Below are 20,315 nucleotides of genomic sequence, written 5' to 3' on the forward strand. Positions count from 1 at the left end.
CTTTTTGTCTATCACTTCTTTCACATTAAAACTAGAAAGGGAGAAATAGAATGAATATAAAATTTAGTTATAAAGGCGTATTTTTATTATTATTTGGAGTGATTTGTGCAAATTTACTTTTTGTCCCTTTATTAGGCATGCTAAATCTATCACAAATGCATAGTATCTGGCTCGTTACAAGTATTGCGGCAAGCGTTTTGCTTACGGTAGTTGTTTCTTTCATTGATGGATCGTTTGCATCGAAAGCTCAGTTGTTTTTTAGATTTATATTGTTTTCGATTGGTTGTACGTTCGTTACTTACATGATTGTTTTTTTGTAAATAGGAGGTCATGCACGTTATGTATATTGCAGGGGTAATGTCTGGTACTTCATTAGATGGAATAGATGTAGCGCTCGTTCATATAGAAGGAAGTGGTGTAGATTCTAAAATCGAACTCATCCATTTTACTACTGTTCCATTTTGTAATGATATGAAAAATGAGATCCAACAAGCGTTATCAATTGAAACTTCGAATGTCCAACTTATATGTAGTTTAAATTTTAAACTTGGTTTATGCTTCGCCAATGCTGTAAAGGAAGTTTGTAAAGAGGCCAATTTTCCTTTGAGACAATTAGATTTAATAGGCTCTCACGGACAAACGATTTATCATCAGCCAAAGCAAGAAGGAAATATTATTTCTTCAACATTGCAAATTGGGGAACCAGCAGTAATAGCATATGAAACGAACACGACAGTTATCTCGAATTTCCGAACGATGGACATGGCGGCAGGGGGACAAGGTGCACCACTTGTACCATATTCAGAGATTATTTTATATCGGCATCAAACTAAAAATAGACTACTACAAAATATTGGCGGGATTGGTAATGTTACAGTGGTTCCAAGTAAACGAAGTAATGAGAGTGTTATTGCTTTTGATACTGGACCAGGGAATATGATAATTGATGAAGTATGTCAAAGGTTATTTCAGTTGTCATATGATCAAAATGGTAAGATTGCAAAACAGGGAGTAGTTGTAGATGAAATTTTGACTTATTGTATGAACCATCCATTTTTGAACGTGAAACCACCAAAATCAACAGGTAGAGAACAGTTTGGAGAAGCGTTTGTGACTGAATTATTGAATCGATTTGAAAAGCATAGTAGAGAAAATATATTGGCAACTGTCACAATGTTTACAGCAAGTTCAATTGTTCATCATTATCAGGAATTTATTTTTCCGTATTATGAAATCGATGAAGTAATTTTAGGCGGGGGCGGAAGTTATAATCGTACACTTGTTGAAATGATACGATTTGGATTAAAGGAAGAAAAATGCAAAATATTTACTCAAGAAGATTTAGGCTATTCCTCAGCGGCGAAAGAAGCAATCGCCTTTGCGATTTTAGCAAACGAAACGTATCATCGTAATCCGAGTAATGTGCCGAGCGCAACAGGTGCAAAGCAATCTGTAGTTTTAGGGAATATAACATTCCCTCCAATTTGAAGAGAATGAGGCGAATATATGAAGTATATGATTGGAGTAGATGGCGGGGGAACGAAGACAGAAGCAATTGCATTTGATAAAGACGGTAACGAATTTGCAAGAGCTACAAGTGGATTTGGAAATATATTAATAGATTTTGAAGAAGCTCTTGTGCATATTATGGAAGTGATTGATCAATGCCAGAAAGGGTTATTAAAGGGGGATTGCGTTTGTATTTGTTTAGGATTAGCGGGTGTAAGTGGAGCAAATACAAATGAATTAACATTACGTCTAAAAAAGAAGTATGGAACACCAATTGAAGTATTCAATGACGCAATGATCGCACATGCAGCTACTTTAAAAGGGAATGACGGAATTTTAACAATTGGTGGTACAGGTGCGATTTGTCTTGGAAAGAAAGGAGAAGCGTATGAGTATAGCGGTGGATGGGGACATATTTTAGGTGATGAAGGAAGTGGATATTGGATTGCATTACAATCTTTAAAGAAAATGGCAATTCAATTTGATCAAGGAATCAGTCTTTGTCCATTGAGTTTGAATATTCAAAGGCAGTTTCAACTTTTGACACCGTCTCATATAAAAAGCTTAGTATATACTTCTTCTAAAGATAAAATTGCAGCAATCGCGCCATTAGTTATTCAGGAAGCGAGAAATGGAAATGATGATGCACATGAAATTATAATGCAAGCTGGAAAGGAATTAGCAAGGATTACAGTAAATGTTTATAACAAGTTAAACTTTAAGCACTCAACGCCAATTGCAGTAAGTGGCAGTATATTGCGTTTAGTTCCTGAAATATTTGCTGTATTTAAGAAATGCTGTGAAGAAAGTATGAAAGAAATTATATTTGTATCACAAGCAGAAATGGCAGTGAAAGGAACATATTATTTAATGAGGGATATATATTTTTAAAAATAGCGTATGAGAATTTTTGTATGATTTGTAAAAATATGATGTTAAAATGTATAAAGGGATGTATATTAAAACGTACAATATACGTAGTAATTGAATATTGTATATGTAATCCCATGTAGAAAGTGAATGATTACATGATTAATAGTATGCAGTTTTTATATTTGGTGGCTTCTTATTTAATTGGAAACATCTTGACCGCTTATATAGTAACAAAATTGAGACATAACGTTGATATTAGGGGTGAAGGAAGCGGAAATCCTGGTGCAAGAAATATGGGGCGCGTATATGGAAAAGGGTATTTCATCGCTACATTTTTAGGTGATGCAATTAAAGGAGCAATCGTTGTTACTGTTGCAAAATATCTTTTTGAAGATCCTACATTCGTAATGTTAACATTATTGGCCGTTATTATTGGACATATTTACCCAGTTTTATTTAAAGGTAAGGGCGGTAAAGGTATTTCAACATTTATTGGAGGATTAATCGCATTTAATTATTTGATAGCGCTTACCCTCATAGGCATTTTTATTGTATTTTATTTAATATTTAAAGGATTTACGAAGCCAGGACTAATTACGATTGCTTGTTTACCAATTTGTATGATTCTTTATTCTTATTCTATTGTTACGACTATTTTAAGTGGAATGATTATTGTACTTATTCTATATGTAAATCGAGAATAAAATGAATGTTTAATAAGTGGGGATAGTCTCCACTTATCATTTTTTATTAAATAGATAAAGGAGATAAGGCATGGGGTTAATTTATAAAGTTGCTGATCAAGATTGGGAATTTGAAAGTATACATAAATTAAATTATAAAACTTTTGTGGAAGAGATTCCACAACATGAAGAAACGAAAGACCAGTTTCGTATAGATAGGTTTCATGAAGAAAATACATATTTAATTTGTTTAGATGAGGATAGATTAGTAGGTATGGTCGCGGTGCGGGGAAAACGACCATTCTCGTTAGATTATAAAATTTCAAATTTAGATGTTTATTTGCAAGAGCATGGAGAAAAAGTGTATGAAATTCGTTTACTTTCAGTAGAACGTGAATATAGGAATGGAAGAGCGTTGTTAGGATTAATCCGTTTTCTACATCGTTATTTGCTTCTAAACGGATATGAATTAGCACTCATTTCTGCAACAACACGTGAACTAGCTTTATATGAGCAGATGGGATTCAAAGATTTCCATACGTTAGTTGGTACAGAAGCAGCAACCTACCAGCCAATGTATGTTACCCCTGCTATGTTTGAAGAATCGAGTGTTGGAAGTATTATGACGAAAGAATACACGTTTTTACCTGGTCCAGTAGACATTGAAGAGAACGTTCGAAAGGCATTTTGTACTAAGCCTATTTCGCATCGCTCTAAGTCATTTCAAGTGACAATGGACAATGTGAAAAAACGGTTACTTCACATGACAAAAGCAAAACATGTACAACTTATGTTAGGAACAGGGACGTTAGCCAATGATGCGATTGCTTTACAGTTACGTTCTTTAAAAGGGAAAGGACTAGTATTAACAAATGGAGAATTTGGAAATAGATTAGTTGGGCATGCAAAACGAGCACAGTTACATTTTGATACGTATAAAAAGGAAATGAGAGAGCCGTTTATTTATACAGAATTAGAAGAAATAATGACAACTGGAAATTATGAATGGCTTTGGTTTGTTCATCATGAAACATCTACTGGAATGTTAAACGATTTAAACGAGCTAAATACTCTTTGTAACGAGAATCAAATGAAACTATGTGTAGATTGCATAAGCTCAATTGGAGCAATACCAATAGACTTGAAGGATGTGTATTTTGCAAGTGGTGTTAGCGGTAAAGCGATTAAATCATATACAGGAATTTCTTTCGTTTTTCATAACCACATTGTAAAAATAAACGAGGCTGTGCCGGCCTATATGGACATTGGCATGTATGAAGAAAATGAAAGCATTCCATACTCACAATCATGGAATTTAATTTATGCATTGCAAGAAGCGTTGAAGAGATTTGAAGATGAAAAGGCATTTGTAAAAATTAAAGAGACATACGATTATGTTGAAGAAGTTATTACTGATATGGGCTTAAAGCTTGTTTCACCTAAAGAACATGCCGCGCCAATTATACTTACTATTGTATTGAGCGAAGATCATTCTTCTAAAGTAGTAGGCGATGCATTAGCATTACAAGGATACATCGTTCATTATGAGTCATCTTATTTACAAAAGAATAATTGGATCCAAATTGCATGTTTAAATCATTATAAAGAACGTGATATGAAGAGGATGTTGAATTGTTTGCAAATGTGTTTATTTCAGAGTGGGGTACAAATATAAAGACTTTTTCTTTTCGTATAAAGGAGCTACGACTTACGAAAACTTAGGAATAGAACATTGGAAGAGGTGTAAGTATGATAACTAGAAAACTACCATTACATATAGATAATATTAAAAAAGCTCACAAGATTCTAGATAGAAATGCTCGTAAAACGCCATTAGTAAAATCTTTTTACTTGACTAGTAAAACGGGCGGAGAAATTCATTTGAAATTAGAAAATATGCAATTAACGGGTTCTTTTAAATTTCGTGGCGCATTTAATAAAATGTCGCGGCTCACGGATCAAGAAAAAGAAAGAGGTGTAATTGCATGTTCAGCAGGTAATCATGCACAAGGAGTTGCATTATCTGCTCATTTACTCGGTATTAAGAGTAAAATTGTTATGCCAATTTCTGCACCGCAGGCTAAAGTCGAAGCAACTAGAGGATATGGATCTGAAGTAATTTTACATGGTGAAACATTTGATGATGCAAAGGCAAAATGTGAAGAAATTATAAGGGAAACAGGTGAGACATACTTACATCCATATGATGATGTAGAGGTAATGGCTGGTCAAGGTACAATTGGATTAGATATTCTTGATGATATGTGGGATGTAGATACTGTCATTGTACCAATAGGTGGAGGCGGAATTATTTCTGGTATTTCTGTAGCATTAAAATCTTTTAATCCATCGATTAATATAATTGGTGTCCAAGCAGATAATGTTCATGGAATGAAGGCATCTTACGATAAAGGAGCAATCGTAGAACATTATGAGGCGCCTACTATTGCAGATGGTTGCGCTGTTAAAATACCAGGGGAATTAACATTTGAAATTGTAAAAGAATTAGTAGATGATATTGTAACTGTATCAGAAAAAGAACTGGAAGTAGCGATGAAAGATTTATTACAACGTGGGAAAGCTGTTGTAGAAGGTGCAGGTGCATTAGCAACTGCTGCACTTCTTGCAGGAAAAGTTGATAGCTATATAAAAGGAAAAAAATTAGTAGCGGTTATATCTGGTGGGAACGTGGACTTACAGCGCATATCAAGTGTATGTGAGCACTTTTTTGTCGCTAATGAAGTGAAATAGTTTTATGAAAGAAGAGCTAAGAGAAATAATTTTAGCTCTTACTTTTTGTCTACTGTTTATTGTAAGTAGCAATAAATTTGCTGTTTAATGAATTGTTTTATTTAAGCGCCAATTTTTACACATATCTTGAATGTTACAATAATTATTTCAATATTGTCGAAACGTAAGCAGAAATTTAATATAATAGTTTTAATGTACTAATGAGCGGTGAGGAGGGCAGGTCATGAATAAAGAAGAACAGGTCATGAACGGTTTCAGGGAATTATATAATAAGCTGGTTTGGCTTAATAAAGATAAGATGGAAGAAGGTCTTAAAGGTTTTAAGTCTTCTGAAGTCCACTGCATTGAATATATTGAAAATAATGTGGATTCTAATGTGACACAACTTGCAGAGGCTTTTTATGTGACTCGCGGTGCTATAAGTAGAATGACTAAGAAGCTCATACAAAAAGGCCTTATTGAAAGCTACCAAAAGTCGGAAAATAAGAAAGAAATTTATTTTAGGCTTACCGAAGAAGGGAAAGAAATTTATAAAATCCATGAAGATCTGCACAAAGAGTTTCAAGAGCGGGATAAAGCTGTATTTGAGCAAGTAACTGAAGAAGAATTCGACAGTATAATTAGTTTCGTGGAAAAGTATAGTAGACATTTGGATGCAGAAATAAAGAAACAAGGTATACATATTAAATCCTAATACATTTTAATAATGAAATGGCAGCCTTACTCTAATGAGAATAGGCTGCTTTTTTATTATGTTATTTTTGTTGACTAATCAACAAAACGGAGTTATCGTTTTGTTGACACGACAACAAAATGTTTTAAGGAGAGAAGTTAAATGTCTATATTTAGATCACAAAATGAAAGGAAAACTGAAAAAAGCATAGATAAACATGCTTTACTATTCGGACTTATTTCTGTATTTCTTTGTGGTATAGGTTTCAGTATTATCATGCCTGTAGTCCCATTCTTAGTACAGCCATATACAAGTAATCCGGAAGAACAAGCATTAGTTGTTACACTACTAACTTCCGTATATGCGGCTTGCGTGTTTTTAGCTGCCCCAGTACTCGGAGCTTTAAGCGATAAGTATGGCCGTCGTCCATTACTTTTAATATGCTTATTTGGTTCTGCAATTGGGTACTTAGTTTTTGGTATAGGAGGAGCTTTATGGGTACTATTTGCTGGACGCATAATAGAAGGAATAACAGGCGGGAGCATAAGTACTATCTTCGCATATTTTGCAGACATCATTCCAAAAGAGCAGAGAACAAAATACTTTGGATGGGTGAGTGCAGTTGTAGGTGCGGGAACTATCATTGGCCCCACTATTGGGGGATTACTTGCCAAGTTTGGTGATACTGTACCTATGTATTTTGGAGCAATCATAACGTTAATAAATGTTGTATATGGGATCAAATATATGCCTGAGAGTCTTGACAAAAATAATAGGTTAAAAGAGATTACTTTTGTAAGGTTGAATCCTTTTGCACAGCTAGCAAACATACTTTCCATGAAAAATTTAAAATGGTTACTTGTCTCAGCGTTTTTACTTTGGATACCTAACGGATCTTTACAAGCAATTTTCACGCAATTTACAATGGATACTTTCAGTTGGAAACCTGCACTAATCGGACTTATGTTTTCAATTTTGGGCTTTCAAGACATTGTTTCACAAAGTTTTATAATGCCAAAGCTTTTGATCCAGCTTAGTGATAAACAAATAGCAATTCTTGGGATGGTTTCGGAGATTATAGGATACAGTTTTATTGCGGCATCAGCTTTGTTTTCACTCTATCCACTACTTATCGTTGGAATGCTGATGTATGGTTTTGGGGATTCAATTTTCGGGCCTTCATTCAACGGGATGCTTTCAAAGTCTGGCGGTTCTAGTGAACAAGGAAGGATTCAAGGGGGAAGTCAATCTATTCAAGCTTTAGCAAGAATGATTGGTCCTATTATTGGAGGGCAAATCTATGTATCGCTTGGTCATGCTGCACCTGCTTTTATGGGTATGATCCTTATAGTCGCGGCAATAGCAGTTTTGTATAAGGGGACACATGCAACTGTATAGCAGATAGATATAAGAACAAATAAAAGGGTGTCAGAACTTAGGAACACGTGCTGACACCCTATTTGTTTACGGTTTGAGAGCTAAGAGAAATGCTTTTGTTTAGGGATTTATTCTGCAATGCTCTCATAGTGAAGAGTAATGTTCAGTGAGATTGAACTATCATTAATTACAGTTAGCTTTTTTGAAAGTAAAAAGGTATGTAAATGACTAGTTAGTTTAATTATGCTTGTGCTGAAGTAAATAATGACTCCATTTTTACCTTGCTCTTCTCTCGAATTTCAGCATCTGCATGGCGCATAACATATTTATGCGCTACAGCGATTGCTAAAACATCATCTAATAAGCCAATCCCAATAATAGCAGCTATATCTGGAATGAAATCAATTGTTAATACGTAATAAGATAAAGCGGCTAATATTATGAATTTCGCTTTAGTAGGTAATTCTTTCTTTTTCATTGTGTAGAATAAGATAATACTTTCATATACGCTGGATTTACCGAGGTTTACAGAGCTTTTTTTGAACTTTTTCCAAAGTGTCTGTTTCTCCATATAAATACTCCTTTTACAAAAACATAGATTTTTTAAAAGGATAGACAAAGAAGTGAGAGATTAATCAATGTTATTGTTTTTCTTATTATATATTTCCATAAAAATAGGGGATTACCTGTTCAAAATAATATAATGTGGATTATGCCACGATTCACAGTGTTCCGTTACATAGTATATATATTGTAAAATGTATGTGGATGATTTAGTTATTATTATGCATTTTATAAGCGGTATGGGGGAAGAAAAATGAAAATAATAGAACTACCAATTGAATTCGAATTTAACGGGCAAAAACAATGTATTTATCCAAGTTTAATTATATTACATAATGAATTAACGTTAGTCGATACAGGATATCCAAGTTTTTTACCTTTAATTGAAAATGCAATATTAAAACATGGATATGAGATGAAAAACTTAAAGAATATAATTATTACCCATTATGATGACGATCATATAGGGGCTTTATATGATTTTAAAATGAAATATCCAAATATTAATGTTATTGCTAGTGAAATTGAATCTAACTATATTAGTGGTGATATAAGATCAGAGAGGTTGGCTCAAGCCGAAAAAATGTTAGAACGTATGCCAAATGAAGAAAAAGAATTTGGTAAATGGTTTATTCAACAGTTAAAAAATATAAAACATATTTCCGTCGATGAAAAAGTACATGATGGTCAAATGATTTTGAATAATGAATGTCAAATAGTAGCGACGCCAGGACATACTTCGGGGCATATTTCATTATATTTTCCGAATTTAGACTGTGTAATTACAGGAGATGCAGCGGTTCAAGAGAATCGTGAGTTAGTAATAGCTAATCCGGATTTTTGCTTAGATATAGAAAGGGCGGAAAAGTCTTTAAATAGGATTAAAAGTCTTAAAGCAGCACAGTATTATTGCTACCATGGAGGAAAGCTGACTTTATAAAATAATGAAAACCGGTCTTTCCTAAATCAAAAAGATCGGTTTTTTAGTTCATATATTTTGCGATTTCAACCAAATCAGTAACAGTATATTTCGGTAAAATTGAAATGTATATGTACAAAAGAATATATATAATTTGAGCAAGGATATAGGAGGGAGAAGATGGGTTCGTTATTTGATGTAATAGCAAATGTTATTTTGTTTTATCCTCGAAATGACATGAAATTGAAACACCATATTGCAAAATTAAGTGAATTAGAGTGGTTTCGAAATCTACATGAAGATCCGAAGTATACAAGTTTAATTTGGAGTAATAGAAAAATTAAAAAGTATATTTTGACTTCTGCAAATATGGAACCATTAATAAAATCCGAGAAAAAGCAAAAAGAATTTGTCCATCTAGTACAGGATGAATATAAAAAAAGAAGATAAGAATTTTTTTATTTTTCATATTTAGCGAAACAAATGGTACAATGAAAGCTAATGTGAAAAATAAGGAAAAGAAGTGGTCTATTTGAAAAACTTTTTAGAATTAGGAATTAGTGAAACTTTTAATCATACATTACGTGAAAATGGAATTACAGAAGCAACACCAATTCAAGAAAAGGCAATTCCAGTTATTCTGTCAGGTAAAGATATTATTGGGCAGGCGAAAACTGGAACGGGTAAAACGTTAGCATTTGTGTTACCGATTTTAGAAAAAATCAATCCAGAGTCTAGTGATGTTCAGGCTTTAATTGTTGCACCAACAAGGGAACTAGCTCTGCAAATTACAACTGAAATTAAAAAAATGCTTGTTCAAAGAGAAGATATTAATGTACTAGCGATTTATGGTGGGCAAGATGTAGCACAACAATTGAGAAAATTAAAAGGTAATACACATATTGTTGTTGCAACACCAGGACGATTATTAGATCATATACGACGCGAAACAATTGATTTAAGTAATCTTTCAACGATTGTACTAGATGAAGCGGATCAAATGCTTTATTTCGGTTTCTTATATGATATTGAAGATATTTTAGATGAGACACCTGGTAGTAAACAAACGATGTTATTCTCAGCAACGATGCCAAAAGATATTAAAAAATTGGCGAAGCGTTATATGGATGAGCCGCAAATGATTCAAGTACAAAGTGAAGAAGTAACGGTAGATACAATTGAGCAGCGTGTCATTGAGACGACAGATCGTGCAAAGCCAGATGCACTTCGTTTTGTTATGGATCGTGACCAGCCATTTTTAGCAGTTATTTTCTGTCGTACAAAGGTTAGAGCAAGTAAGCTTTATGATAATTTAAAAGGACTAGGTTATAATTGTGCTGAACTTCATGGTGATATACCTCAAGCGAAACGTGAAAGAGTTATGAAGAGTTTCCGCGAAGCTAAAATTCAGTACTTAATCGCAACGGATGTAGCAGCTCGTGGACTTGATGTAGATGGTGTAACGCACGTATTTAACTTTGATATCCCTGAAGATGTAGAAAGTTATATTCACCGCATTGGCCGAACAGGACGTGCAGGTGGATCAGGTCTTGCAATTACGTTCGTTGCAGCGAAAGATGAAAAACATTTAGAAGAAATTGAAAAAACGCTTGGTGCACCAATACAAAGAGAAATAATCGAACAACCGAAGATAAAACGTGTAGATGAAAATGGAAAACCGGTACCAAAGCCGGCTCCAAAGAAATCAGGTCAAAATCGTCAAAGAGATAGCCGCGAAGGTTCAAGAAGTGAATCAAGACGTGATTCGAGAAATAGCTCGAGAAGTGATTCAAGAAATGAAAATAACCGATCATTTAATAAGTCAAGTAATAAAAAAGGTAGTACAAAGCAAGGTCAGCAAAGACGTGGCCGTTAAAGTATGAAATGGTAATCTGGATGAAGAGATATATCGTTTGTTAATAGAGAAATCGCTATATAATAAAAAATCCTGATATAATTATTAATGCAGAAGGAGTCACAAAAATTTGTGGCTCTTTTTGTATTTAATAATAGGTTGGCGTGCATTTGCACCATAAGAGTAAAGTTTATAATTTCATTTACCGTATTTAAAATAATTTAAAGAATAAAGAAAAAATTAAAATGTGGAGCCTTTATTCGTCTGAAAGTTCAAAAAGATATATAATAATTTTCTGACCATTAATTCATGGAGGGGTATTAATGAAAACTGAAACGTTACACACACAAGAAGACATCTTAAAAATGCTTGATTCATTATTAAGACCTGCAGAACCATTTTGGAATGAGTTTTATGAGAATAGAGAAAAGGATGTTCCGTTTTTTGAAAATGTTCCAGATGAGAATCTAGTTTCGAATATACAAAAAGAGAGAGTTTCAAAAGGGAAGGTATTAGAACTTGGATGTGGTCCAGGTAGAAATGCCATTTATTTAGCGACTCAAGGATTTGATGTAACAGCAGTGGATTTATCTGTAGAAGGCATTAACTGGGCAAAAGAGAGGGCATTGGCAAAAGGGGTAGAAATTCATTTTATTTGTAATTCAATTTTTAATTTAGAGGTTCAAAACGAATTTGATTTTGTATATGATTCGGGCTGTTTGCATCACATTCCACCGCATAGAAGAATAAATTATGTGGATTTAATTAAAAACTCATTAAAATCGGGTGGTTATTTCGGATTAACATGTTTTGCAGCAGGCAATTTAGATGAGCGAAATGGATCAGAAATAACAGATTGGGACGTATATAGAGAATGGAGTCTACAAGGTGGTCTTGCATACTCGGAAGAAAAGTTAAGAGAGATATTTAAAGAATTTGAGGTAATTGAGATTAGAAGGATGAAACAAATGAAACAACCGAAAGAAATGTTTGGAGAATCATTTCTTTGGACAGCATTATTTAAGAAGAAATAAGAAAGTAGATAATTGACAAACTCATCGTTTTTATAGACAATACACTTATAGGAATATACGTTCGGTTTTTTGGCCGACTTATGTTTTACATAAATATATAACAAGGGGCTGTCTCCATATGAGTAACACAAATCAAAAAATTACTACGTTTTTAATGTTTGAAGGCAAAGCTGAGGAAGCAATGAATTTTTATACGTCGCTATTTGATCAATCGGAAATTGTAAGTATTTCTCGCTACGATGAAAATGGACCTGGTAAAGAGGGAACTGTAATTCATGCAACTTTTACGCTAAATGGCCAAGAGTTTATGTGTATTGATAGTTATGTAAATCATAATTTTACATTCACTCCAGCTATGTCTCTTTATGTAACTTGTGAGACAGAAGAAGAAATTGAAACGGTCTTTCATAAACTAGCGCAGGATGGAGCAATTCTCATGCCTTTAGGTTCTTATCCGTTTAGTAAAAAGTTTGGCTGGTTAAATGATAAGTATGGTGTATCTTGGCAGTTAACTCTTGCTGAATAAAAAAGAAAAAGCGTAGCTTATTTGTTTAATGGATTTAGTTAAAAGCTTGAAAAATGAAATAACATAAAAAAGCGTTCCAACTGTCAACAGTTTTGGAATGCTTTTTTTGTGGAAATGAGTTGTTTAAAACTTACCAATTCTACGATTATTTTAAATGAATGATGGAATAGATGTATATTTTTGTGTCTTTTTAGAATTTTTAGTAATTATTAGTATTTATCTGTTAATATAAATGTAAACAACTATGTATGAACTATCAGGCAGGTTAATAGGAAAAGGAAAGTATAAATAGTTAATAAGCTTACACATTGAATGCCACTAGATCGTTTGGAGGACTAATCGCAATGGATACTACACAACAAAACAGTAATGCATGGGATAAGAAGGTTGAAGAAGGTTCTAGATACACGCAGCCTGTAAGTAGCGAGATTATTGAGAAAAGCAAATCAGGTGAATGGGAGATTACAGTCACTACGGAAAAGTCAGTTCCTAGAGAGTGGTTTCCAAAGTCATTAGATGGATTAAAGATACTTTGCTTAGCGTCAGGTGGTGGACAACAAGCACCTGTTCTAGCTGCTGCTGGAGCAGATGTAACAGTTACTGATATATCTAAGAAGCAATTGGAACAAGATAAAAAGGTAGCAAAACGGGATGGTTTGACTTTAAAAACCGTACAAGGAGATATGTCAGACCTTGGTGACTTTGAGGATGAATATTTTGATATTGTTGTAAATCCTGTCTCTAATTTGTTTGTAAAAGATGTTCATCTTGTATGGAATGAAGTTTCTAGGGTTTTAAAGAATAAAGGTATTCTTATTGCTGGATTTACAAATCCATTACTATGGATCTTTGATGATAACCAAGAACAAAAAGGTATTCTTGATGTTAAACATTCAATTCCTTCATCAACATTGGATTATTTGCCAGAGGATGAAGTTCAAGATTACATCGATTCAAATCAAACAATAGAATATGCGCATACTTTAGAAGACCAAATCCAAGGCCAAATTGAAGCTGGTTTTGCTATGACAGGTTTTTATGAGGATGATTTTGGTGGGACAAGGATATTAGATAAGCATATTAAAACATTTATTGCGACAAAAGCTATAAAGTTAAAGATGGATTAAGAATTTTTGCTTGTCACACGGGGCGTTAGTCGAAGAACGCTCTTAAAATAGAAAAAGATGGTGCTTTCCATCCTTTTCCTTATGTATTTTGAGTGTCGAAATTATTCTCAAAACAAATTTTACACTACCAATTGTATAATTAGTTTTTTTATATTAAGAATTTTGCTGACCGAATCTTTTCCCGAGTTTAGCTAACAATTCAGGTTGATCGCTTTGGCTCATTATTACCTCAATAAAGATAAGTTGATTCTTATTAAAAGTTATATTTGTTAAGACTTCTGTTAACTCTGTTTCATTCTCCACTTTAAATGTTAGGCTTTTTTCTTCTGATCCGAATAGGTTCGGCAAGCTAGTATAATCCCACATCTGTATGTCATTATATGGTTGGTTTTGGCCGTGAATGGCACGTTCAACAGTGTATCCGTTGTTATTGATTAAAAATATAATCGGTTTTAAATTTTGACGTAGTATAGTTGATAACTCTTGGGCAGTTACTTGGTAAGAACCGTCACCAATAATTAAAATGTTGCGCCGTGATAAATTGGCGACCTGTGTACCAATTAGAGCGGGCAGTGTATATCCGATAGATCCCCATAACGGTTGTCCTACATATGCAGTGTTATTAGGTAGAGGGATAGCAGCACTACCAAAGAAAGGTGTTCCTTGTTCTACAATTAAGATGTCGTTTTCTTGTAAGAAATGGTACATTTGCTGCCAAAAACGTTTTTGTGTGACCATTTGTGATTTGGGATTGAACTCTTCAGTAAAAAGAGATGATTTTAAAATAAATGGCTTAACGTCAAGAGTATCTTTATTACGATGCTCAATTGAATCACTTAAATGTTGTAAAATATCCTGCATTACAACTGAACCGTATTTTTTATCTATAATTTTCACAGTGTAGGGATGGATTTCTATAACTTGTTCTTTTGTAAAACCTTGTGTGAAGCCGCCTGTAATAGTATCAGTTAACTTCACACCAATACTAATAATACAATCGACTTTAAATTTTCATGTGGTACTACATCATCTAAAAAGGCAAGATTATAATCACCAGGAACCCCGAATGTATGTTCAATTCCTAATTCGTGTAGTCTATCCAATAAATATGTACTTACAGTATATTTTTTTCAAATGAATCATCTCCTAATTATGCAGTGAATGTTTCAATAGACTAAACAGGTTCTAATAAGTTGATTAAAATATTCATTACTAGATTGTGGTATAATTTACATACAGGGGGAAAGTAGATGACACAACATAAAGAAGAACAGATGAATGAGGCATTAGCATTATTTTATTTTGCATATAAAACATTTACTGAAAAGCCAGATGAAATTATAAAAGAATATGGCATTCAACGAGTACATCATCGAATTTTATTTTTTATCGCACGTTTTCCAGGGATAAGTGTAAATGAGTTATTATCATTATTAGAAATAAGTAAACAAGCTCTCCACGGGCCACTACGTCAACTTGTGGAAAAGGGCTTAATTGAGAGTAATGAAGCTACGCATGACCGCCGTGTGAAACAGTTGTCTTTAACAGAACAAGGTGCAGATTTAGAGAAAAAATTGAGCGATGTACAAAGACAACAAATGGGCGCTATTTTTTCAAAATTTGGTGAATCATGTGAAGACAATTGGCATCAAGTTATGAATGAAATGGCAAATAGTCGATCAGGTTTTGATGCTTGGATATCAAAACGGGAAATACCAGTCGATCAAAAATAATGAAAAACTTCTGTTTTTATAGTTTGAAAAAGAACAAATTTTATCCATACATTTGGCAACTATCGTTTGGTTATAGAGTGAATGGATAAAAAGATACATTACTAGATACTTTATACGTGTACGCAATGGAACAATAAAATTCACATTTCCGAAAGGGGAATTATAATGATAAAACTTGTACTTATTCGTCACGGACAAAGTTTATGGAATCTTGAAAATCGCTTTACTGGATGGACAGATGTTGATCTATCAGAGAATGGATTAAGTGAAGCGAGAGAAGCAGGAGCAATATTAAAGAAAAACAGATATACTTTTGATGTGGCTTATACATCTGTATTAAAACGCGCAATTCGGACGTTATGGATTGTACTTCATGAGATGGATCTTACTTGGGTCCCAATACATAAATCTTGGAAGCTAAATGAAAGACATTATGGTGCATTGCAGGGGTTGAATAAAGATGAAACTGCTCAAAAATATGGTGAGGAGCAAGTTCATATTTGGAGAAGAAGTGTTGATGTAAGACCACCGGCTCTTACTGAAGACGATCCTCGATATGAAGCGACCGATCCAAGATATAAAACACTCAAAAAAGGTGAATTTCCATTAACTGAATGTTTAGAGGATACGGAGAAGAGAGTACTTGCTTATTGGCACTCAGAAATTGCGCCGATATTAAAAAATGGTAATAAAGTAATTATTTCATCACACGGTAACACAATTCGCTCGCTAGTAAAATACTTAGACAACCTTTCGAGTGATGGTGTAGTTTCATTAAATATTCCAACTAGTATTCCGCTTGTTTATGAATTAGACGAAAACTTACGTCCGATTCGTCATTATTATTTAAGTATGGATGGAGAAGTACCTGAAGGGGAAATTCCGAAACATATTTCTTTTTAATACGAAAATTTGAAATGAATGCTTGTCTACATATACAATATAGACTCATGGTAAAGTAAAATTTTAATCAGTGGGGGTCTTACTGCCCACAAATAGCAGGATAAAAGACGTGGTACCTTCTAATATATATGCGATGTAGCTAAATTTAGAAGCTTGTCCATGTCTTTTGTCATAAAGAGAGCAGCTTGCGCATGTAATGATATCGTGAGTAGTTTTTGAATGGAGGGTGATGTGATTAATGATCTCTAACATTCGAATTGGCTTATTTGTTTTAGCGATTTTCTTTGTAGTCCTTGTTTTCTTTTATTGGAAAAATGAGGAGTTGTACGAGGAGAAAAAGCAACGTATTAGAAAGACTTGGTATGGTTTGTTTATCATATCTGTCACCGTGTATTTCATGATAAAAGGAATTGATTTAACCCTCTGGAAAAATCTTTTAATGTTTACTGCAATGGTTATTTTTGTTGATATTGCGTTCATTTTAACGCCTAATATTTCAGAAATATGGGGTGCGAAATTTAGCGATATTGGCAAGACAGTTCAATCAATAAAACGATCATTAATTGCATCTAAAGCGAGAGGAGAAATATACACCACAATTATTCAAAATGTTAATCCAGCAGTTTTCGGTACGATGGAATGGCATACGGAAGAAGAATATACAAAGAGCTTAAATGTATTTTTAGATTCATATGGGGAAAAAATTGGCGCGAAAATTGTTGTTTTTGAAGCGGCAAAGGAATTAAATACAAACTTTCGTGGTATTCGCTCGCAATTTAGTATTATCGTTCCGTTAGAACATATCGAGCAATTGAATGAGCAGAAAGCAGTGCAAGTAGAAAATGTCGGGATTATACCAGCAAAAATAGTAAGTGATGTTTTCATTGTTATTGATGGAAAGAAAAATAACCTGCAAGATCGGGATTTTGAAAATGTATATAATTTAACAATACATCATAGTTATTTTAGTAAATAAGGACAGAATCTTTTTCTGTCCTTTTCTTCTATACATAAATTAAAAACAAAATCCGACAAAGTTGAATAAAATTGGACAATCATTCCTACACTAGCATGTAGAGGTGATTGTAGTGGTAAAAGATTATGACAATGATTTTTTTAAAGAAGATAACGAAGATACAACAGATTTCTCTTTAATAAAAGGGGATGCGTTGCAGCAAGTAGAAGAATTAGAAGAAGAATTAAAAAGAAAATCATAAGTGTACACTCTTTCTACATTTGCTATATAATATAAATAAAAGGTTGTATCTTTTTGAAAAGGGGGAGAAGAGATGGCTGAAGTCAATGTACAAAAGTCTTCGTTTTTTAAAGAAAAAAAAGAAGAATCCAATACAGATTTCTCTCTTGTGAAAGGTGCATTAACGGAGAATATAAATCGGTTAGAGAAACTGATGAATAATAGTAGTTCAAAATATATACAAGTGAAAAGAACAAAAGAAAATGCATAGAGCATTTTCTTTTGTTTTTTATTTAATAGTAAACTTATCTTTTACTTTTTTAGGTAAATCTGTTTTCTGAATCTCTTCATAGGACTTTACTTCAATTGATGATATTTCATTTTTGCTATTATCATCTTGATCTACATAAAGGCGTAAAAACGCGTCTTCATTTAATTTATGGTCGTTTTCTTTTTTTGTACTTCTAAATGTAATTTGTTTTTTGACACCATCTTCATGATATGCGGGCAGCGTATAGTTTCGTAAGTTTCTACCATCTACTTTTTCGATAGCTCCTTCGCCTTTTATCTGCATGTAATATACATCTTTACCAATTTTATTTAGTGACGCTCTCTCACAGCCAATAGTAAAACTAAAAAATAATAAACATAGTGTAATAATTGCTGCAAACTTTTTCATTTTCTTTATCTCCTTTAATGTGTTTCTTTAAAAAGTATACGACTATTATTAAATGAGAAAAATCGATATAGCTTACAACGCCCTTATAATGTTGTATGAGTGTTGTAAATAAAATGAACAATAAAAGTTAAAAGAAAGGTAAAATAATGAATCATGGTATAATGATAAAAGACTTACATACTATTTTTTCATTTTGAGAGGAGCTTGAAAAATGTATTCTACTTTAGAACAATTAACAAAGCACCCTGTATTTTATCATTTTGCAGAAATTTCAAAGATTCCTAGAGGATCAGGTAATGAAAAGGAAATTAGTGATTATTTAGTGGGCTTTGCAAAAGAGCGTAACTTAGAAGTCATTCAAGATGAAGCATTAAATGTCATTATTAAAAAAGAAGCAACAGCTGGTTATGAAAATGTACCAGCTATTATTATTCAAGGTCATATGGATATGGTTTGCGAAAAAAATCAAGCAACAGTACATGATTTTGAAAAAGATCCAATTGAATTACGAATCATTGGGGACATGTTATATGCAAATCAAACAACTTTAGGTGCGGATAATGGTATTGCAGTTGCGTATGCATTAGCTTTATTAGATTCAAAAGAAATTCCGCATCCAGCACTTGAAGTCGTTATCACTACTGAAGAAGAAACGACAATGGGCGGGGCTTTTGCTATTGATCCAAATCATTTTGAAGGAAAGATATTTATAAATATTGATTCTGAAGAAGATCATAAATTACTTGTAAGTAGTGCAGGTGGTGCGAAAGCTGTTGAAACAATTCCCGTAATTTGGGATGAAACACCAGCGAATATGGATGCATACCGTCTATATGTTGGCGGTCTAAAAGGCGGACATTCTGGTATGGAAATTGATAAACAACGCGGTAATGCGAACAAAGTATTAGGACGAGTGTTACGTGATTTATCAGCACATACGGAGTTTAACATAAGTGAAGTTCACGGCGGATTAAAAACGAATGCAATTCCGCGTGAAAGTGTAGCTACAATTTTAATTCGTACAGAAGATGTAGGGCAAGTAGAAGAAAAACTAGAATCATGGACACGTGTATTACAAGAAGAAATGCGTGCTGTTGATTCAGATGTTCATGTTACACTGACAAAATTGGATGAAACAGTTGAAAAAGTATTTGCTAAAGAGACACAAAAGCAGCTTATTTCATCATTATTCTTAATTCCGAATGGTATTCAAAGTATGAGCATGGATATTAAAGGTCTTGTAGAAAGCTCAACAAATTTAGGCGTTATTGAAACGTTGCAAGATGAAATTAAATTACGTAACGAAGTGCGAAGTTCTGTAAGTAGTTTAAAACAACATGTTGCAGAAGAAATCAAATATATTGCTGAATTAGTTGGTGCTACATTTGAAATAGAGTCAGAGTATCCAGAATGGCCATACAATCCAAACTCACAAATTCGTAATTTATTTGAAAAAGTACATCAAGAAAAATACAATAAAGAAATTGAAATCTTCGCTGTACATGCGGGGATTGAGTGTAGCGCATTCGTTCAAAAGATGCCTGAATTAGATGCAATTTCATTCGGACCAGACATCTTTAACGTCCACACTCCAGATGAACATATCAGTATCTCTTCTGTAGTGAATAACTGGGGATTCTTCGTTGATGTAATGAAGGTTACGAAAGAATTAGCTAAGTAATAACGACGAAATAAAAAGGAGCCTATAAAAATTTATAGGCTCCTTTTTTGTATTGGAATTTATCTCGCTATTTGCCGGGCAGTAAGACTCCCACCTCAAAATCCAGCGAGAGCAAAGAAGTTAGGTGGGGATCGGGCAGCCCGTAAAAGCCCGATTAGTTTAACTAATAATCAGTGAGGGATGAATAAAACCCCCACTGATTAAAGTTTTACTTTATGAGAAGTCATTTTTCG

Annotated in this window: 23 protein-coding genes and 1 pseudogene; 20 read left to right on the forward strand and 4 right to left on the reverse strand. The window is 33.5% G+C overall.

The genetic code is table 11. The features are described 5' to 3' along the window. Positions 1-50: 50 nt before the first annotated feature. From ASE54_RS05175 to ASE54_RS05210, 8 genes are all read left to right on the forward strand, one after another. Entirely contained in the window at positions 51-320 is a 270-nt protein-coding gene (locus tag ASE54_RS05175; RefSeq protein WP_001021964.1) for a hypothetical protein, read from the forward strand. Between the two features lie 19 nt (positions 321-339). Further along, a complete protein-coding gene (gene anmK / locus ASE54_RS05180; RefSeq protein WP_000274969.1) occupies positions 340-1,488 on the forward strand; it encodes an anhydro-N-acetylmuramic acid kinase AnmK in 1,149 nt (382 codons plus the stop codon). A gap of 18 nt (positions 1,489-1,506) precedes the next feature. Then, positions 1,507-2,400, forward strand: a complete 894-nt coding sequence (locus ASE54_RS05185; protein WP_000876580.1) for a BadF/BadG/BcrA/BcrD ATPase family protein — start codon at positions 1,507-1,509, stop codon at positions 2,398-2,400. A gap of 137 nt (positions 2,401-2,537) precedes the next feature. After that, the gene (gene plsY, locus ASE54_RS05190; protein WP_000610880.1) at positions 2,538-3,086 is read left to right on the forward strand and encodes a glycerol-3-phosphate 1-O-acyltransferase PlsY; all 549 of its coding nucleotides are present in this window, start codon (positions 2,538-2,540) and stop codon (positions 3,084-3,086) included. A gap of 70 nt (positions 3,087-3,156) precedes the next feature. After that, positions 3,157-4,740: an aminotransferase class V-fold PLP-dependent enzyme gene (locus ASE54_RS05195; RefSeq protein WP_000523040.1), complete on the forward strand. Its 1,584-nt coding sequence runs from the start codon at positions 3,157-3,159 to the stop codon at positions 4,738-4,740. 74 nt (positions 4,741-4,814) lie between these two features. Beyond that, positions 4,815-5,816, forward strand: coding sequence for a bifunctional threonine ammonia-lyase/L-serine ammonia-lyase TdcB (gene tdcB / locus ASE54_RS05200; protein ID WP_000632965.1), 1,002 nt, complete (start codon positions 4,815-4,817; stop codon positions 5,814-5,816). Positions 5,817-6,039: 223 nt separating this feature from the next. Further along, a complete protein-coding gene (locus ASE54_RS05205; RefSeq protein ID WP_001030909.1) occupies positions 6,040-6,510 on the forward strand; it encodes a MarR family transcriptional regulator in 471 nt (156 codons plus the stop codon). 141 nt (positions 6,511-6,651) lie between these two features. Then, the gene (locus tag ASE54_RS05210; protein ID WP_000021836.1) at positions 6,652-7,887 is read left to right on the forward strand and encodes a tetracycline resistance MFS efflux pump; all 1,236 of its coding nucleotides are present in this window, start codon (positions 6,652-6,654) and stop codon (positions 7,885-7,887) included. A 220-nt stretch (positions 7,888-8,107) separates the two neighbouring features. Here the strand turns inward: ASE54_RS05210 and ASE54_RS05215 are convergent, their stop codons facing one another. Further along, positions 8,108-8,437 (reverse strand): DUF1232 domain-containing protein, encoded by a 330-nt coding sequence (locus tag ASE54_RS05215; RefSeq protein ID WP_000415089.1) that lies wholly within the window; start codon positions 8,435-8,437, stop codon positions 8,108-8,110. A gap of 246 nt (positions 8,438-8,683) precedes the next feature. On the opposite strand from ASE54_RS05215, the gene ASE54_RS05220 reads away from it, so the two are divergent. The 6 genes from ASE54_RS05220 (at position 8,684) to ASE54_RS05245 (ending at position 13,891) form a co-directional block, all read left to right on the forward strand. After that, positions 8,684-9,370, forward strand: a complete 687-nt coding sequence (locus ASE54_RS05220) for an MBL fold metallo-hydrolase (RefSeq protein WP_000691155.1) — start codon at positions 8,684-8,686, stop codon at positions 9,368-9,370. A gap of 159 nt (positions 9,371-9,529) precedes the next feature. Next, positions 9,530-9,799 (forward strand): hypothetical protein, encoded by a 270-nt coding sequence (locus ASE54_RS05225; protein ID WP_000535041.1) that lies wholly within the window; start codon positions 9,530-9,532, stop codon positions 9,797-9,799. Between the two features lie 73 nt (positions 9,800-9,872). Next, positions 9,873-11,225 (forward strand): DEAD/DEAH box helicase, encoded by a 1,353-nt coding sequence (locus tag ASE54_RS05230; RefSeq protein ID WP_002082792.1) that lies wholly within the window; start codon positions 9,873-9,875, stop codon positions 11,223-11,225. Between the two features lie 302 nt (positions 11,226-11,527). Beyond that, on the forward strand, positions 11,528-12,238 hold the full coding sequence (locus tag ASE54_RS05235) for a class I SAM-dependent methyltransferase (protein ID WP_000846298.1): 711 nt from the start codon (positions 11,528-11,530) through the stop codon (positions 12,236-12,238). Positions 12,239-12,356: 118 nt separating this feature from the next. Then, complete coding sequence (locus ASE54_RS05240) at positions 12,357-12,764, forward strand: VOC family protein (RefSeq protein ID WP_000072495.1); 408 nt, start codon at positions 12,357-12,359, stop codon at positions 12,762-12,764. Between the two features lie 344 nt (positions 12,765-13,108). Next, positions 13,109-13,891: a class I SAM-dependent methyltransferase gene (locus ASE54_RS05245; RefSeq protein WP_000381785.1), complete on the forward strand. Its 783-nt coding sequence runs from the start codon at positions 13,109-13,111 to the stop codon at positions 13,889-13,891. Between the two features lie 153 nt (positions 13,892-14,044). Here the strand turns inward: ASE54_RS05245 and ASE54_RS05250 are convergent. Then, positions 14,045-14,890, reverse strand: a pseudogene (locus tag ASE54_RS05250) (thiamine pyrophosphate-dependent enzyme); the annotation flags it as partial. Continuing rightward, the gene (locus tag ASE54_RS33635) at positions 14,866-14,994 is read right to left on the reverse strand and encodes a hypothetical protein (RefSeq protein ID WP_003265031.1); all 129 of its coding nucleotides are present in this window, start codon (positions 14,992-14,994) and stop codon (positions 14,866-14,868) included. The gene ASE54_RS33635 and the pseudogene ASE54_RS05250, both read right to left, overlap by 25 nt. Before the next feature lie 147 nt (positions 14,995-15,141). Here ASE54_RS33635 and ASE54_RS05255 point away from each other — a divergent pair, with 147 nt between their 5' ends. The 5 genes from ASE54_RS05255 (at position 15,142) to spoIISB (ending at position 17,993) form a co-directional block, all read left to right on the forward strand. Then, the gene (locus ASE54_RS05255; protein ID WP_000191905.1) at positions 15,142-15,624 is read left to right on the forward strand and encodes a MarR family winged helix-turn-helix transcriptional regulator; all 483 of its coding nucleotides are present in this window, start codon (positions 15,142-15,144) and stop codon (positions 15,622-15,624) included. 165 nt (positions 15,625-15,789) lie between these two features. Continuing rightward, positions 15,790-16,527, forward strand: a complete 738-nt coding sequence (gene gpmA, locus ASE54_RS05260; protein ID WP_000594159.1) for a 2,3-diphosphoglycerate-dependent phosphoglycerate mutase — start codon at positions 15,790-15,792, stop codon at positions 16,525-16,527. A 238-nt stretch (positions 16,528-16,765) separates the two neighbouring features. Then, the gene (locus ASE54_RS05265) at positions 16,766-17,503 is read left to right on the forward strand and encodes a type II toxin-antitoxin system SpoIISA family toxin (RefSeq protein WP_000624969.1); all 738 of its coding nucleotides are present in this window, start codon (positions 16,766-16,768) and stop codon (positions 17,501-17,503) included. Between the two features lie 112 nt (positions 17,504-17,615). Then, positions 17,616-17,744, forward strand: a complete 129-nt coding sequence (locus tag ASE54_RS05270; protein WP_000237817.1) for a hypothetical protein — start codon at positions 17,616-17,618, stop codon at positions 17,742-17,744. A gap of 72 nt (positions 17,745-17,816) precedes the next feature. Beyond that, entirely contained in the window at positions 17,817-17,993 is a 177-nt protein-coding gene (spoIISB, locus tag ASE54_RS05275; RefSeq protein WP_000852629.1) for a stage II sporulation protein SB, read from the forward strand. A gap of 18 nt (positions 17,994-18,011) precedes the next feature. On the opposite strand, the gene ASE54_RS05280 is transcribed toward spoIISB, so the two are convergent. After that, entirely contained in the window at positions 18,012-18,401 is a 390-nt protein-coding gene (locus ASE54_RS05280) for a YxeA family protein (protein ID WP_000712655.1), read from the reverse strand. Positions 18,402-18,612: 211 nt separating this feature from the next. Between ASE54_RS05280 and pepD the strand changes: the two genes are divergently transcribed. Beyond that, a complete protein-coding gene (gene pepD, locus ASE54_RS05285) occupies positions 18,613-20,082 on the forward strand; it encodes a beta-Ala-His dipeptidase (RefSeq protein WP_000287541.1) in 1,470 nt (489 codons plus the stop codon). The last annotated feature ends 233 nt before the right edge of the window (positions 20,083-20,315 follow it).

Source organism: Bacillus sp. Root131, from assembly GCF_001429475.1.
GTDB classification, from domain to species: domain Bacteria; phylum Bacillota; class Bacilli; order Bacillales; family Bacillaceae_G; genus Bacillus_A; species Bacillus_A thuringiensis_S.

Bases quoted from the DNA above. Each gene is read 5' to 3' on its own strand.
- ASE54_RS05175 (WP_001021964.1), top strand. From the start codon at position 51: ATGAATATAAAATTTAGTTATAAAGGCGTATTTTTATTATTATTTGGA.
- anmK (WP_000274969.1), top strand. From the start codon at position 340: ATGTATATTGCAGGGGTAATGTCTGGTACTTCATTAGATGGAATAGAT.
- ASE54_RS05185 (WP_000876580.1), top strand. From the start codon at position 1,507: ATGAAGTATATGATTGGAGTAGATGGCGGGGGAACGAAGACAGAAGCA.
- plsY (WP_000610880.1), top strand. From the start codon at position 2,538: ATGATTAATAGTATGCAGTTTTTATATTTGGTGGCTTCTTATTTAATT.
- ASE54_RS05195 (WP_000523040.1), top strand. From the start codon at position 3,157: ATGGGGTTAATTTATAAAGTTGCTGATCAAGATTGGGAATTTGAAAGT.
- tdcB (WP_000632965.1), top strand. From the start codon at position 4,815: ATGATAACTAGAAAACTACCATTACATATAGATAATATTAAAAAAGCT.
- ASE54_RS05205 (WP_001030909.1), top strand. From the start codon at position 6,040: ATGAATAAAGAAGAACAGGTCATGAACGGTTTCAGGGAATTATATAAT.
- ASE54_RS05210 (WP_000021836.1), top strand. From the start codon at position 6,652: ATGTCTATATTTAGATCACAAAATGAAAGGAAAACTGAAAAAAGCATA.
- ASE54_RS05215 (WP_000415089.1), bottom strand. From the start codon at position 8,437: ATGGAGAAACAGACACTTTGGAAAAAGTTCAAAAAAAGCTCTGTAAAC.
- ASE54_RS05220 (WP_000691155.1), top strand. From the start codon at position 8,684: ATGAAAATAATAGAACTACCAATTGAATTCGAATTTAACGGGCAAAAA.
- ASE54_RS05225 (WP_000535041.1), top strand. From the start codon at position 9,530: ATGGGTTCGTTATTTGATGTAATAGCAAATGTTATTTTGTTTTATCCT.
- ASE54_RS05235 (WP_000846298.1), top strand. From the start codon at position 11,528: ATGAAAACTGAAACGTTACACACACAAGAAGACATCTTAAAAATGCTT.
- ASE54_RS05240 (WP_000072495.1), top strand. From the start codon at position 12,357: ATGAGTAACACAAATCAAAAAATTACTACGTTTTTAATGTTTGAAGGC.
- ASE54_RS05245 (WP_000381785.1), top strand. From the start codon at position 13,109: ATGGATACTACACAACAAAACAGTAATGCATGGGATAAGAAGGTTGAA.
- ASE54_RS05255 (WP_000191905.1), top strand. From the start codon at position 15,142: ATGACACAACATAAAGAAGAACAGATGAATGAGGCATTAGCATTATTT.
- gpmA (WP_000594159.1), top strand. From the start codon at position 15,790: ATGATAAAACTTGTACTTATTCGTCACGGACAAAGTTTATGGAATCTT.
- ASE54_RS05265 (WP_000624969.1), top strand. From the start codon at position 16,766: ATGATCTCTAACATTCGAATTGGCTTATTTGTTTTAGCGATTTTCTTT.
- spoIISB (WP_000852629.1), top strand. From the start codon at position 17,817: ATGGCTGAAGTCAATGTACAAAAGTCTTCGTTTTTTAAAGAAAAAAAA.
- ASE54_RS05280 (WP_000712655.1), bottom strand. From the start codon at position 18,401: ATGAAAAAGTTTGCAGCAATTATTACACTATGTTTATTATTTTTTAGT.
- pepD (WP_000287541.1), top strand. From the start codon at position 18,613: ATGTATTCTACTTTAGAACAATTAACAAAGCACCCTGTATTTTATCAT.